Source organism: Streptomyces sp. V3I8 (assembly GCF_030817535.1).
GTDB lineage: Bacteria > Actinomycetota > Actinomycetes > Streptomycetales > Streptomycetaceae > Streptomyces.
Genome location: NZ_JAUSZL010000002.1, coordinates 2,169,860 through 2,183,231, shown reverse-complemented (window position 1 = coordinate 2,183,231; position 13,372 = coordinate 2,169,860). Strand labels below are relative to the sequence as shown.

The 13,372-nt window shown below is 72.1% G+C and carries 11 protein-coding genes; 9 read left to right on the top strand and 2 right to left on the bottom strand.

Going from position 1 to position 13,372, the window contains the following annotated elements; genetic code table 11:
* Positions 1–69: 69 nt before the first annotated feature.
* The gene (locus QFZ75_RS09590; protein WP_307535534.1) at positions 70–930 is read right to left on the bottom strand and encodes a phosphotransferase enzyme family protein; all 861 of its coding nucleotides are present in this window, start codon (positions 928–930) and stop codon (positions 70–72) included.
* A gap of 239 nt (positions 931–1,169) precedes the next feature.
* Here QFZ75_RS09590 and QFZ75_RS09585 point away from each other — a divergent pair, with 239 nt between their 5' ends.
* From QFZ75_RS09585 to QFZ75_RS09565, 5 genes are all read left to right on the top strand, one after another.
* Complete coding sequence (locus QFZ75_RS09585; RefSeq protein ID WP_307535532.1) at positions 1,170–2,105, top strand: carbohydrate ABC transporter permease; 936 nt, start codon at positions 1,170–1,172, stop codon at positions 2,103–2,105.
* On the top strand, positions 2,102–2,935 hold the full coding sequence (locus tag QFZ75_RS09580; RefSeq protein ID WP_307535530.1) for a carbohydrate ABC transporter permease: 834 nt from the start codon (positions 2,102–2,104) through the stop codon (positions 2,933–2,935). Before QFZ75_RS09585 ends, QFZ75_RS09580 begins: the two co-directional genes overlap by 4 nt.
* Before the next feature lie 17 nt (positions 2,936–2,952).
* Positions 2,953–4,272, top strand: a complete 1,320-nt coding sequence (locus QFZ75_RS09575) for an ABC transporter substrate-binding protein (RefSeq protein WP_307535528.1) — start codon at positions 2,953–2,955, stop codon at positions 4,270–4,272.
* 204 nt (positions 4,273–4,476) lie between these two features.
* A complete protein-coding gene (mgt, locus tag QFZ75_RS09570; protein ID WP_307535527.1) occupies positions 4,477–5,697 on the top strand; it encodes a macrolide-inactivating glycosyltransferase in 1,221 nt (406 codons plus the stop codon).
* A gap of 286 nt (positions 5,698–5,983) precedes the next feature.
* Positions 5,984–7,027, top strand: a complete 1,044-nt coding sequence (locus QFZ75_RS09565) for a CDP-alcohol phosphatidyltransferase family protein (protein ID WP_307535525.1) — start codon at positions 5,984–5,986, stop codon at positions 7,025–7,027.
* A 124-nt stretch (positions 7,028–7,151) separates the two neighbouring features.
* On the opposite strand, the gene QFZ75_RS09560 is transcribed toward QFZ75_RS09565, so the two are convergent.
* Positions 7,152–9,422 carry an MMPL family transporter gene (locus tag QFZ75_RS09560; RefSeq protein WP_307535523.1) on the bottom strand — a complete coding sequence of 757 codons (2,271 nt, stop codon included), beginning with the start codon at positions 9,420–9,422 and terminating at the stop codon, positions 7,152–7,154.
* 317 nt (positions 9,423–9,739) lie between these two features.
* Between QFZ75_RS09560 and QFZ75_RS09555 the strand changes: the two genes are divergently transcribed.
* The 4 genes from QFZ75_RS09555 (at position 9,740) to QFZ75_RS09540 (ending at position 13,315) form a co-directional block, all read left to right on the top strand.
* Positions 9,740–10,300: a DUF1697 domain-containing protein gene (locus QFZ75_RS09555; protein ID WP_307535522.1), complete on the top strand. Its 561-nt coding sequence runs from the start codon at positions 9,740–9,742 to the stop codon at positions 10,298–10,300.
* Between the two features lie 49 nt (positions 10,301–10,349).
* Positions 10,350–11,396 carry a ketopantoate reductase family protein gene (locus tag QFZ75_RS09550; protein ID WP_307535520.1) on the top strand — a complete coding sequence of 349 codons (1,047 nt, stop codon included), beginning with the start codon at positions 10,350–10,352 and terminating at the stop codon, positions 11,394–11,396.
* A 37-nt stretch (positions 11,397–11,433) separates the two neighbouring features.
* The gene (locus QFZ75_RS09545; protein ID WP_307535518.1) at positions 11,434–12,918 is read left to right on the top strand and encodes a hypothetical protein; all 1,485 of its coding nucleotides are present in this window, start codon (positions 11,434–11,436) and stop codon (positions 12,916–12,918) included.
* Positions 12,919–12,991: 73 nt separating this feature from the next.
* Complete coding sequence (locus tag QFZ75_RS09540; RefSeq protein ID WP_307535515.1) at positions 12,992–13,315, top strand: hypothetical protein; 324 nt, start codon at positions 12,992–12,994, stop codon at positions 13,313–13,315.
* Positions 13,316–13,372 lie beyond the last annotated feature (57 nt).

Below are 13,372 nucleotides of genomic sequence, written 5' to 3'. Positions count from 1 at the left end.
CGGGGAACCGCGCGACCGGCCACGACGCTCCCGCGGACAACGCACCGGCCGCGCAGCGGAACGCTCAGGTCAGAACGGATACCACCGCACCGTCTCGTCGCCGTCCCGCAAGGACGCCACCCGCCGCCGGAACTCCGCCAGCGCCTTCGGACTGCTCGGCGCGTGCTGCGCGACCCACGCACAGCTCGCCGTCTCACGCGCCCCGCGCAGCACCGTGCACCCCTCCCACTCGCGCACGTCCCAGCCGTACGTCCCGGTGAACGTGTCGTACGCCTCGGCGGACAGCCCGTACCGGTCGCGGGACAGGGCGAGCACGACCAGGTCGTGCTCGCGCAGGTCGGCGGAGAACGTCTCCAGGTCGACCAGGACCGGTCCGTCGGGACCGACGTGCACGTTGCGGGGCAGGGCGTCGCCGTGGATGGGGCCAGGCGGCAGTGCCGGCGTGAGCGCGGCGGACGCCTCGGCGAAGCCGTCCCGCCGGCCGCGCAGGTACGCCGCGTCCGCCGGGTCGATCACGTCGCCCGCGAGCCGCAGCCACCGTTCCACCCCGCCCAGCAGTTCCCGGCGCGGCAGCGCGAAGCCGGGCGCGGGCAGGGCGTGCACCACCCGCAGCAGGCCGGCCAGATCGGCCGGCCCGGCCGGGCGCACGGGGTCGGGCAGCCGGTGCCACAGTGTCACCGGGTGTCCGGCCACGGACCGGGCCTCGGGATCGGCGGCCCGCACCGCCGGGACGCCCGCCTCCGCGAGCCAGAGCGCGACGGCCAGTTCACGCCGCGCACGGTCGAGGAGCTCGCTGTCGCGACCCACCTTGACCACCAGGTCACCGGTGGCGAACACGGCGTTCTCGCCCAGGGCGAGCAGCACCGCGTCCCGGCCGTCCCGGCCCAGATCCGCCTCGGCGAGCACGTTCCGCGCCTGTGTCTCGTCCATCACTCGCCTCCCGTGGAGCACCCGGCTCCCGCCGTCACCGCGTACCGCGTCGCACGCCATTCTGCCCCTCGCCGCGGACACCGGGATCACGCCGTACGTCGCCGGGTGCCGCGTTCGCACTGGTAGGAGCCGCCGGCAGGGCGTGCGTGCTGTCTTGACGCGGTGCCGGGGGATCACGACGATGACGGGGGCCACCGGGACGGCCGGACCGGCGTGGACCGCTCGAAGGAGCCGAATCCGTGACATGGGCGACCGCGGGGAAGCGGCCAGGGAAACCCGCGCCGGGACCCGGCGGACCGGGGCGCCCCGTCGACCACGGCGCCTGGTTCCTGGTGCTGCCCGCGCTCATCCCGATCCTGGTGCTGAGCGTCGGGCCGCTCCTCTACGGCATCGCCCTGGCGTTCACCGACGCGCAGTCGGGCCGGACGGAGCCCACGCAGTGGATCGGCACCCTCAACTTCCAGGACCTGCTGCACGACACCCTGTTCTGGGACTCGTTCCGGATCGGCCTGCTGTGGGCGGTGGGGGTGACCGTCCCGCAGTTCCTGCTCGCGCTGGGGCTCGCCCTGCTGCTCAACGAGGAGCTGCGGCTGCGCTGGCTGGCACGGGCCCTCGCGATCATTCCGTGGGCGATGCCCGAGGTGGTCGTCGGCATCATGTGGCGGCTCGTCTACAACCCGGACGCGGGCATCCTCAACGAGACGATCCGCGACCTGGGCCTGGGCGACGGGCGGGACTGGCTGTCGGGCCTCGCGACCGCGCTGCCCGCGGTGATCGTCGTCGGGATCTGGGCGGGCATGCCCCAGACGACGGTCGCCCTGCTCGCCGGACTGCAGAACACCCCGCGCGAACTGCACGAGGCGGCCGCCATGGACGGCGCCGGGGCCTGGCGGCGCTTCCGCACGGTCACCTGGCCCGCCCTGAAACCGGTCGCGCTCGCCATCACGGCGCTCAACTTCATCTGGAACTTCAACTCGTTCGCCCTGGTCTACGTGCTGACCAGTGGCGGCCCGGGCGGCCGGACCCGGCTGCCGATGCTGTTCGCCTACGAAGAGGCCTTCCGCTACGGGCAGTTCGGCTACGCGGCGGCGATGGGATGCGTGATGGTCGCGGTGATCTCGGTGATCCTCGCCCTGCAACTGGTCGGCCGGCTGCGCGGGGAGGGGCAGACGTGAGGACGAGCGGAAGGACCCGCGCCGGCCAGTACGCCGCGCTCTTCGCGTACCTGGTCTTCCTCGCCTTCCCGTTCCTGTGGCTGGTCTCCACCGCCTTCAAGCCGCCGCGCGAGCTGGGCAGCCTGCACCCGGCCTGGCTGCCCCAGGACCCGACCCTCGACAACTTCCGCCAGGCCTTCGACGAACAGCCGCTGCTGCGGGCCGCGGCGAACTCCCTGGTCGCGGCGCTCGGGGCGGCGGTGATCGCCGTACTGATCGCCACCCCGATGGCGTACGTCATGGCCCGGCACCGCACCCGGCTCGCGAAGGCGGCGACCGGCTGGGTCGTGGTCAGCCAGGCGTTCCCGTTCGTGCTGGTGATCATCCCGCTGTTCCTCGTCCTGAAGAACCTGCGGCTGATCGACTCCGTGGGCGGGCTGGTCATGGTCTACGTGGTGTGGGCCCTGCCGTTCGCGCTGTGGATGCTCGTGGGGTACGTGCGGGCGGTGCCGGCCGAGCTGGAGGAGGCCGCGGCGGTGGACGGCGCGGGCCGGGTGCGCACGCTCGTCTCGATCACCGCGCCGCTCCTCGCGCCCGGCATCGTGGCCACGGGCCTGTTCGCGTTCATCAGCGCCTGGAACGAGTTCTTCTTCGCGCTGGTGCTCCTCAAGAGCCCGGAGAAACAGACCCTGCCCGTCGTCCTCACCCATTTCCTCGGCGCGGAGGGCGTGGCGGACCTCGGCCCGCTCGCCGCCGCCGCGTTCCTGGCGACCGTTCCGTCACTGGTGGTCTTCGCGCTCATCCAGAAACGGCTCACGGGCGGGATGTTCGCGGGCGCGGTGAAGAACTGATGCGGAGGCGGACGCGGATGCGCGCACGATGGCCGGCCGTGGTGGCCGTGGGACTGCTGCTCGTCGCGGGCTCCGGCTGTTCCGACGGCGGGAACGGCTCGCAGGACGGGCGGATCACGCTCCGGTTCCAGTCCCTGGCCTGGCAGAAGGAGTCCGTCGACGTCAACAGGGAACTGGTGCGGGAGTGGAACGCCGCGCATCCGGACATCGAGGTCGAGTACGTGCAGGGCTCCTGGGACAGCGTCCACGACCAGCTGCTCACCTCCTTCGAGGGCGGTGAGGCGCCGGACATCATCCACGACGCCTCGGACGACCTGGCGGACTTCGCGTACGGCGGGTATCTCGCGGATCTGAGCGGTCTGCTGTCCGACCGGCTCACGTCCGACATCCCGGAGCGCAGCTGGGAGACGACGACCTTCGGGGACGGGGTCTACGGCGTGCCGTTCCTCCAGGAACCGCGCGTCCTGATCGCCAACGCCGAGTGGCTGGAGAGGTCGGGGGTACGGATCCCGACCCCCGAGAAGCCGTGGAGCTGGAGCGAGTTCCGGACCGTCACCGACGAACTGGGCGGCGGCGGGGACGGGAAGGGGGACGGGGACGGGGACGGGAAGTACGGGGTGGCCTGGCCGCTCAAGGAGCCCGTGTCGGCCACGCTCAACCTGTCCCTGTCGGCCGGCGGGCGGCTGTTCCACCGCGGGGACGACGGAAAGGTGCGGATCCGGTTCGACGAGGGGGACGCGGTGGTGCCGCGCACCATCCACGACCAGGTCGACACCGACGGCAGCGCGCCGCGTTCGACGCTCGGCAGCGGGGGGTCCGACACGCTTCCGGGGTTCTTCGGCGGGAAGTACGCGATGGTTCCGCTCGGGTTCTCCTACCGGCAGCAGATCGTGCAGCAGGCGCCGAAGGGGTTCGAATGGCGGGTGCTGCCCGCTCCCGCGGGGGCGGACGGGCTCGTTCAGGGGGTGAGCCCGCAGACGCTGTCCGTCGCCGCGGACAGTCCGCACCAGGAGGAGGCCGCGGCCTTCATCGACTTCCTGCTGCGGCCGCGGAACATGGTGCGGCTCGCCCTGGGGGACTGGATGCTGCCGACCGGGACGGCGGCGTTGCGGGCGCCGGCGCTGCGGGGCGAGGCCGACGGGTGGGCGACCGGGGTCGCGTTGGCGGGGCGGCTGCGGTCGGCTCCGGCGCAGTCCGTGCGGGGGTATCCGGAGTGGAAGGACAAGGTGGCCACGCCCGCGCTCCAGGAGTACTACAGCGGGGCGATCGGGCTGGGGGAACTGCGGCGGCGCCTGGTGACGGACGGCAACCTGGTCCTGAACCGCTACCAGCGGTGACGGTTCGCCCGCGGCGGGCCCGCGGGGCCGGGTCGTTCGTCGGGTGCGGGCCGGCGGGGGCCGATCGCGCAGTTCCCCGCGCCCCTGAAAGCAGGCGGCTTCCCGCGCCCGCACCCGCACCCGCGCCTGCACCCGCACCCCACGAACGACCCGGCCCCGGATAATCGGTTGTACGAGACGTCTCGTCTCGCCTAAGGTCCCCGCATGACCACCCCACGCCTCACCCCCACCCCCGCCCACATCGCCATGTTCTCCATCGCCGCCCACGGGCACGTGAACCCGAGCCTGGAGGTGATCCGGGAGCTCGTCGCCCGGGGGCACCGGGTCACGTACGCGATCCCGCCCGCCTTCGCCGGCAAGGTCGCCGAGACGGGCGCCGAGCCGAAGCTGTGGAAGTCGACGCTGCCGGCACCCGACGACGACCCCGCGGCCTGGGGAACCACGCTCCTGGACAACGTGGAGCCCTTCCTGGCGGACGCCGTCCAGGCGCTCCCGCAGCTCGTCGCGGCGTACGAGGGCGACGAGCCGGACCTCGTACTGCACGACATCACCTCGTACCCGGCCCGCGTCCTCGCCCACCGCTGGGGCGTCCCGGCCGTCTCGCTCTCGCCGAACCTCGTCGCCTGGGAGGGGTACGAGGAGGAGGTCGCCGCACCCATGTGGGCGGAGCCGAAGCGGACCGAGCGGGGCCGCGCGTACTACGCCCGCTTCCAGGCCTGGCTGGACGAGAACGGGGTCGGTCTGGACCCCGACTCGTTCGGCGGCCGCCCCGACCGCTCCCTGGTCCTGATCCCGAAGGCGCTCCAGCCGAACGCCGACCGGGTCGACGAGTCCGTGTACACGTTCGTCGGCGCCTGCCAGGGCGACCGCACCGCCCAGGGCGCATGGCGGCGGCCCGACGGCGCCGAACGCGTCGTCCTCGTGTCGCTGGGCTCCAGCTTCACCAAGCAGCCCGCCTTCTACCGTGCGTGCGTGAAGGCGTTCGGCGACCTGCCCGGCTGGCACCTCGTGCTGCAGATCGGCAAGCACGTCGACCCGGCCGAACTCGGCGAGCTCCCGGCGAACGTGGAGGTCCACGACTGGGTCCCGCAGCTCGCGATCCTCAAGCAGGCCGACGCCTTCGTCACGCACGCCGGAGCCGGCGGCAGCCAGGAGGGCATGGCGACCGCCACGCCCATGGTCTGCGTACCCCAGGCCGTCGACCAGTTCGGCAACGCGGACGTGCTCCGGTCGCTCGGCGTCGCCCGGTACCTGCCGATGGAGGAGGCGACCGCCGACGCCCTGCGCGAGGCCGTCCTCGCGATCGCCGACGACCCGGAGGCCGCGCGGAACCTCAAGAGGATCCAGGCGGAGATGGCGGCCGAAGGCGGCACCTCGCGCGCCGCGGACCTCATCGAGGCGGAAATTCCCCGAGGGCGCCGATGAGCCTTCGAGGGGCTGACCGGGACCTGATCCGGTGACCGTCAGCGAACCCGGAAATCCCCCGGGTCACGGTTGCGCGGAATTGGTGAAGCCATGGCGCACTTTGGATAACGGGAAGGTCATTCGATAACGACCGGATAACGCAGGGTCCATCCTGTCAGGTCAGGGACCAGGTTATTGAGTACGACGGCCGACCTCCGCAGAAGGTTGCGCTGGCCTCTTCTTGTTCTTTCTCCGAACACCTTTCTAGCGTGAGGTGAACTCGAAACGAACATTGGGAAGTTGACCTATGCGCCGTGACATACCGCCCCTCGCAGAGGTGCGCCGCATCACCGAGAAGAAGCGGGACGCCTGGTGGACCGTGCTTCTCGTCGACCCGGTCGCCACCCCGCTGGTGCGGCTCACCGCGAAGTACACGCGGATCACACCGAACCAGATCACCTGGGGCGCGTTCCTCCTCGGCCTGGTCTCGGCGGCGTTCTTCGCGTTCGGTGACTGGCGGTGGCTGGTCGCCGGCGCGTTCGTCTATCACCTGAGTTTCATCCTGGACTGCATGGACGGGAAGGTGGCCCGTCTCACCGGCCAGGGGTCCGTCTTCGGCGCCTGGCTGGACTTCGTCTTCGACCGCATCCGGGTGGCGGTGTGCGGAGTCGCGCTGATGGCCGGGCAGTACGACCGCACCGGCGAGACGATCTACATCTGGCTGGCCGCGGCCGTCGTCTTCCTCGACACGCTGCGCTACATCAACGGCCTGGAGATCTTCAAGATCCGCCACACCATGCGCAAGCAGATCAAGTCGCGGGTGCGGGAGGCCCGGCGCGCGGAGAACTCCGCGGAACTCGCCTTCATGGAGGACCTGCTCCGCAACAACCCCGAGGCGGACATCGAACAGGACATCCGCCAGGCGGCGACGGCCGCACCGGCAGCGGCGGCCGTGGCGGCGGCGACCGAGGAGACGACGGCGGCGGAAGCGGGAACGACGGCAGGAGCGGCAACGGAGGCGGAGACCGAGGCACAGACGCAGGCGAGGACGCCAGCCCGGGTGATCGACCTCCACCAGGAGTTCCGGCACCGCTTCCCGGTCTATCTCCGCGCCCGCTCCTTCTTCCTGCGCCACCGCATCCGTACCCACCTGGTGAGCGGTATCGAGTTCCAGATGGGTGTCTTCATCCTCGGCCCGCTGTTCGACTCGGTCATCGAGGCGACCGTCGTCTCCGGAGCTCTGCTCCTCGTCTTCGAACTCGCCATCATCTACAAACTGCTGCTCTCCACCCGCGACTTCACGCGCACGATCGACTCCTTCGACCGTGAGGAGGTCGCCACCGCGGCCTGACCGACGGGGGACTGCCGGGGGCCGACGGGGGAGGCCGACGGGGGAACCGGCGGGGAACGGCCGTGGGACCGGAGCGGGTGCTCCGGCCCCACGGCCGTTCTGCCGTTCCGTGCGGAACGGCCGGTCAGACGCTCACCTTCTCCCCCGCGACCGCCGGCGGCGACGGCGGCTCCTCGAACGACTCGTCGTGGCTGAGGTCCGGCAGGCGGTTCAGCCACTTCGGGAAGTACCAGTTGCGTTCGCCGAGCAGGGCCATGACCGCCGGGAGCAGCACACCGCGGATGATCGTCGCGTCGATCAGGACCGCCGCGGCGAGGCCCACGCCCATCTGCTTCATGGACTGCATGGACAGCGTGCCGAAGATCGCGAAGACGGCGACCATGATGACGGCGGCGCTGGTGATGACACCGGCCGTGGTGACCACCCCGTGCTGGATGGCGTCCCGCGTCGTCAGCCCCCGCAGCCGCGCCTCACGGATCCGCGAGACCACGAACACGTGGTAGTCCATCGAGAGCCCGAAGAGGATCACGAAGAGGAACAGCGGCAGCCAGGTGATGATCGCGCCGACCCCCTCGGCGCCCACCAGCGACGCGCCCCAGCCGTGCTGGAAGACGGCGACCAGGATGCCGTACGCCGCACCGACCGACAGCAGGTTGAGGACGATCGAGGTGATCGCGATCGTCAGCGAGCGGAACGACAGCAGCATCAGCAGGAAGGCGAAGACCACGACGAAGACGAAGACCGGGGCCACCGCGCTGCCGAGTTGGTCGTTGAAGTCCTTCGACCCCGCGACCTGGCCGGAGACCGGCGCCTGTACTCCGTCGACCTTGCCGAGCGTCGCGGGACGGACCTCGTCGCGGATGATCGTCAGGCTCTTCTCGGCCTTGTCGAGGTCGGAGCCGCCCACCAACGGCACGTACACGAAGGCGATGTTCTGCGCGTCGTGCACCTTGACGTCGACCGGACCGCGCGAGGCACCCGAACTGACCGCCCGCTCGCGGAAGTCGGCGATGGCGGACTTCACCTCGGCGGAGTTGATGTCGTCGGCCTTGACGACCACCTCGGCCGGGTCGGAACCGCCGGGGAAGGCATCGTTCACCCGCTGGTACGTCGCCACGATCGGCAGCGAGTCGCCGAACTCCTGGTCCAGCGTGAGGTTCTGGGTCTTCATGCCGAGCGCGGGGGCCGCGATGGCGAGCAGTACGCCTCCCGCGACGGCCAGCGAGACCGCCGGCCTGGCCAGCACCACGCGCAGGACGCTCGTCCAGAAGCGGCTGCCGCCCTCGGACCCGTTGCCGGAGCCCTGCTTGTTCCTGCGGCGCTTGTCCGGGTGCAGGAACGGGATGCGGCCCTTCTCGACCCGCGTGCCGAGCAGCGAGAGCACCGCCGGCAGCACGGTCACCGAACCGACCATGGCGACCGCCACGACCATCAGCGAGGCGAGGCCCATGGCCTTGAAGGTGGCGATGCCGGTGAACAGCATGCCCGCCATCGCGACGCACACCGTGACGCCGGAGACGATGATGGCCCGGCCGCTGGTCGCCGCGGCGATGCGCAGCGCGGTCTCGGGGTCCCGGCCCGCCGCGCGTTCCTCGCGCTCGCGCCGCAGGTAGAACAGGCAGTAGTCGACGCCGACCGCGAGCCCGACGAGCAGCATCACGGAACTGGACGTGTCGTCCATCGGCTGGACATGGCTGACGATCATCATCAGGCCCATCGTGGCCATGATCGCGGTGATCGCCAGCAGTACCGGCACCAGGGCCGCCACCAGCGCGCCGAACGCGACGAGCAGGATGCCGAGGGCCACCGGCACGGCGGAGAACTCGGCCTGCTGGAAGTCGTCGCCGAACGCGTCGTCGAACGTCTTGTTCATGCTGGCGCCGCCGATCTCCTCGATCCGCAGCGCCTCATGGTCCTTCTGGACCTTCTCGACGGCCTTCAGCACGGGCTCCACCCGCTCGCCCGCCGTGTCCGCGTCGCCGCGCATGTCGAACTGCACCAGCGCGCTGCGGCCGTCCTTCGAGATCGTCCTCGTCTCGTAGGGCGAGGTCACGTCGGTCACCCTGCCGGTGCCCTCGACCGCCTCGATCACGGCCGCGACGGCGGCGCGGAACTCGGTGTCGGTCGCCTTCAGGCCCGCGTCCCGGCCCTGGAGGAGCACGGTCTCCCCGGCCGGCTCGTCGACCCCCGCCCGCTCCGAGATGGCCGCGGCCTGTCCCGTCTCGCCCCCGAGCTGTTCGCTGTCCTTGAGCTCGACCGTGCCCGCCGCCGAGCCGAGCCCCATCGCCAGAACGACGAACAGCACCCAGATCCCGACGGCTGCCCAGCGGTGCCGGGCGCTCCAGCCGCCGGCCCGGGCCGCTATGCCCCGTACCCGCGTGTCTCCGTTCCCCATGACGGGCTTTCCCCCTTGTTCCGGGTGCCGGCCTCACGCCGACACCTCCTGTCAAGAACGTATGGCGTGGATAAAGGGGTCTCCTCGTGCGTTCTGCTGAAGTCCGGCCCCGCGGCCTCCTCCCCCCGGACCCCACGGCCTCCGCACTGAGGAGGATGGCCGCCCCCTACATGTAAAACGGCTCCTCGGGGGTCGCGGACAGGCCGACCGGTCGGTAACCTGCGTTGCCGGGGCGGCCCACGGCCGCGGCCGTCGTGCCCACCCCCACGGGGCACGACGGCCGCTCTCGGGGTGGCCGGACGAGCGAGGGGACGACGGTGGGGACCACGGGCACGACCAGGTACGCGGCGCTGCTGCGCGGAATCAACGTGGGCGGCAGCAGGAAAGTGCCGATGGCCGAGCTGCGCACCCTGCTCCAGGATCTCGGGTACGCCGACGTGGGCACGTACCTGCAGAGCGGGAACGCCGTCTTCTCCAGCGGCCACGGCGACGCGGACTCGCTCGCCGCGCAGGTGTCGGCGGCCCTCGCCGAGCACTTCGGGTTCCCGGTCGACGTGCTCGTGCGCGACCACGCGTACCTGCGGGCCGTCCTCGACGCCTGCCCGTTCCCGGCCGCCGAACTGGAGGCCAGGCAGCTGCACGCGACGTACTTCTCGGCGCCCGTCGCACCCGACCGCTTCGGGTCGCTCGACCAGCAGGCCTTCCGGCCCGAGGAGTTCCGCCTGGGCGACCGCGTCCTCTACCTGTACGCGCCCGACGGGCTCGGCCGCTCCGAACTGGCGCAGGCCCTGTCGCGGCCCCGGCTGACGAAGGGCGTCGTCGCCACCACGCGCAACTGGAACACCGTCGTCAAACTCGTCGAGCTGACCGGCGGCTGACCGGCGGCCGGCCGCCGGGCGTCCGCGCGCCTGTGGCAGGCTCGGACCCATGCGCTACATCATCATCGGAGCAGGGGCCGTGGGCGGGGCGGTCGGCGGCCGGCTCGCCGAGTCGGGGCACGACGTGGTGCTGGTCGCGCGCGGCGCCCAGTACGAGGCGCTGCGCGAGCGCGGACTGCGGCTCGTGACGCCCGAGGGGCCGCGCACCCACCGGCTGCCCACCGTCGACGGTCCCGGCGCCCTCGGCGAACTGCGCGCGGACGACGTCCTCGTGCTCGCCGTCAAGACGCAGGACAGCGTGGCGGCGCTGGACGCGTGGGCACCCGCACCCGTCGCGGGCGGCGGTACGGCGGCCGCAAGGCTGCCGTTGTTCTGCGCCCAGAACGGCGTGGAGAGCCAGCGGCTCGCACTGCGCCGTTTCCGGCGGGTGTACGGCGTGTGCGTGTGGCTGCCCGCCACCTTCGTCGAGCCGGGTGAGGTGTCGGCGGCCGGCACGCCCCTCACCGGCATCCTGCACCTGGGCCGCTTCCCGCACGGCACGGACGACACCGCGCGGGCCGTCGCCGCCGACCTGGCCACCTCCCGCTTCGAGGCGCCGGTGGTGGCCGACGTGACGCGCTGGCAGTACGCCAAACTGCTCGCCAACCTCGCCAACGCCGTCGAGGCGGTCAGCGGCGTGACCGGCGGCGAGGAGTCCGCCGCGCTCAACCGCCGGGTACGCGCGGAGGGCGAGGCCGTGCTCACCGCCGCCGGCATCCCGTACGCCTCGGCCGCGGAGCAGAAGGAGGCCCGCGCCGACAAGATGCGCCTCGTGCCCCTCGACGGCGGCCCGGAGCGGGGCGGCGGCTCGTCCTGGCAGTCGCTCGACCGGGGCACCGGCACCATCGAGGCCGACTACCTCAACGGGGAGATCGCCCTCCTCGGCCGGTTGCACGGCGTACCGACCCCGCTCAACGAACTCCTGCAGCGCCTCGCCGGCGACTTCGCGCGCGAACGGCGGGCGGCCGGCTCGATGCCGGTGACCGAGCTGGTCCGGCTGGCCGGCGACGCCGCCGCATCCGCCAACTCCGGGACAGACGGCCCCCCGTGTCCATAGGGTGATGGGGCGATTACGGGGTGGGGGGGGGACCGGGATGGCCGCAAGACAGTTGCCGGCGTTGCCGCAGATGCGCAAGGACGCGGTCACACGACGGCTGTGCGCGTCCGTACATCTCGACACGGACTTCGCCCACGAGGCCGACCACCGGCTCACCGGGGACGGCCTGAACGCCATGGGCCCGCCCCTCGGCGTCAACCTCGTCGCGCTCGCCCGGCACGCGCGCGTGGCCGTCCGCAGCCGTGCCGCGCTCGACCGCCGGCTCGCCCGGCTCCTCCTCGCGGGCTGGGCCGCCCTGCTCTTCGGCGTGGGCGCCCTCGTCAAGGGGTACGGATCACTCGCGGCGACCGCCGTGTACGGACCCCTCGCGGTCCTGGCCGCCGCCTGGTGGCTGGTCCACCGCCACGAGGCACGGGCCTGGGCCGCGGCCCAGGGCGTCTACCGCACCCTGACCAGGGCCGAGGACCTCGCCCCGGCCGTCGAACCGGAGGCCGAGGACCGGCTGCGCGAGCTCAGGAAGGCCAACGTCGTCCCGTACACCGACTCCGCGGAGCGCACCAACCCGTTCGTCGGCAGCGGCGACAAGATCAAGGAGACGCTCTGGCAGCCGATCGACGTCAGCAGGCCCGCGGACTCGCCCACCGGCGGCAAACTCACCGTCCGCCCCTTCGACGCCGTCGACCTGCACACCTACGTCGCCCGTGAGATGGAGGGCGTCTCGGGCCTCGAAGGGCTGCGCGCCAGGAACCGCCTCTACGTGATCGGCAGCAACGTCCTCCACCTGCCCGATCTGCTGCCCGACCGCGCCGGCCGCCCCCGCGCCCAGATTCCCCGGCAGCTCGTCCAGGCCGGTCTGCAGAACCCCGGCGCCGGCATGCGCACGTACCTCTGCCTCGAACGCGTCGGCGAGGGCGGCCGGACCATCGTCTCCATGTACCTGCGGGCGCGCCTGCACCGGCCCAGCCTCACCTGGGAGGTCGCCGCGTACGCGATCCCGCCGCTGCACGGCCGCTTCCACCGGGTGGACGCCCTGCCCGTGGCCCGCGCGGAACGCTGGTGGAACCTTCTCACGTACGCCACCACGCACGTCTGGCCCGAACTCAGCGGCGCCGTCCGGCGCCTGCGGACCCGGCGCCGCCACCGGCGCGAGGCGGACCGTGCCCTGGCGAGGACCCGCCGCGAGATCAGGGAACACCACGCCGTGTACGACTACGGGGCGTCCGACAGCCTGCGCGAGAGGTACGGCGACTGGTCGCAGGCCGGCTACTCGGAGAAGACCGACGCGCAGGACTTCCTGTTCCGCCTCCAGCAGGGCGTGCTGGTCGCGACCGAGCGCTTCCTCCAGGACCACAACGTCGACACCGGCTCGTTCGACAAGGCACAGCAGATCATCAGCACCCAGACGTACAACATCTCCGGGGACATCAACGGCCCCAGCAACATCGGCAACCAGGGCCAGATCACCATGGCGGGCGGCCAGCAGCAGGGTCAGGGCGGCGGCCAGCAGGGGACGGGGCCGTGACCCCCGCCGCCCGGCGCACTCCGCCCGCCCGGTCCGCGCGTACGGCGACCAGCACCTCGACCAGGAGCCAGACATGAGCACCTTCAACATCCACGGCAACGTCAACGGCCCCGCCAACCTCGGCGACCACGGCCGCATCGAGATCAACCAGGGGGCGGACGCGGCCCAGTCGCTGCGCCTGGCCGCCGAACTCGTCGAGCGCCTGCGCACCGAGAACCCGCCGCTCGTCGCCCAGGCCGAGGTCGTACGCGGCGAACTGGCCCGCGCCGGGCAGGACGGCGCCGCACCCGACCGCGGACGCGTCCGCTCCGCCCTGGAGACGATCTCCGTGGGCGTCGCGGCAGGCAGCGGCGGACTGGCACTGGCGCAGGAGCTGAGCCGGGTCCTCGGCCTGTGAACCCGGCCCGCCCGTGAACCCCGGGTCACAGGCGGCCCGGGGTTTACGGACGGCCCG

Bases quoted from the DNA above. Each gene is read 5' to 3' on its own strand.
- QFZ75_RS09590 (WP_307535534.1), bottom strand. From the start codon at position 930: ATGGACGAGACACAGGCGCGGAACGTGCTCGCCGAGGCGGATCTGGGC.
- QFZ75_RS09575 (WP_307535528.1), top strand. From the start codon at position 2,953: ATGCGCGCACGATGGCCGGCCGTGGTGGCCGTGGGACTGCTGCTCGTC.
- mgt (WP_307535527.1), top strand. From the start codon at position 4,477: ATGACCACCCCACGCCTCACCCCCACCCCCGCCCACATCGCCATGTTC.
- QFZ75_RS09565 (WP_307535525.1), top strand. From the start codon at position 5,984: ATGCGCCGTGACATACCGCCCCTCGCAGAGGTGCGCCGCATCACCGAG.
- QFZ75_RS09560 (WP_307535523.1), bottom strand. From the start codon at position 9,422: ATGGGGAACGGAGACACGCGGGTACGGGGCATAGCGGCCCGGGCCGGC.
- QFZ75_RS09550 (WP_307535520.1), top strand. From the start codon at position 10,350: ATGCGCTACATCATCATCGGAGCAGGGGCCGTGGGCGGGGCGGTCGGC.
- QFZ75_RS09545 (WP_307535518.1), top strand. From the start codon at position 11,434: ATGGCCGCAAGACAGTTGCCGGCGTTGCCGCAGATGCGCAAGGACGCG.
- QFZ75_RS09540 (WP_307535515.1), top strand. From the start codon at position 12,992: ATGAGCACCTTCAACATCCACGGCAACGTCAACGGCCCCGCCAACCTC.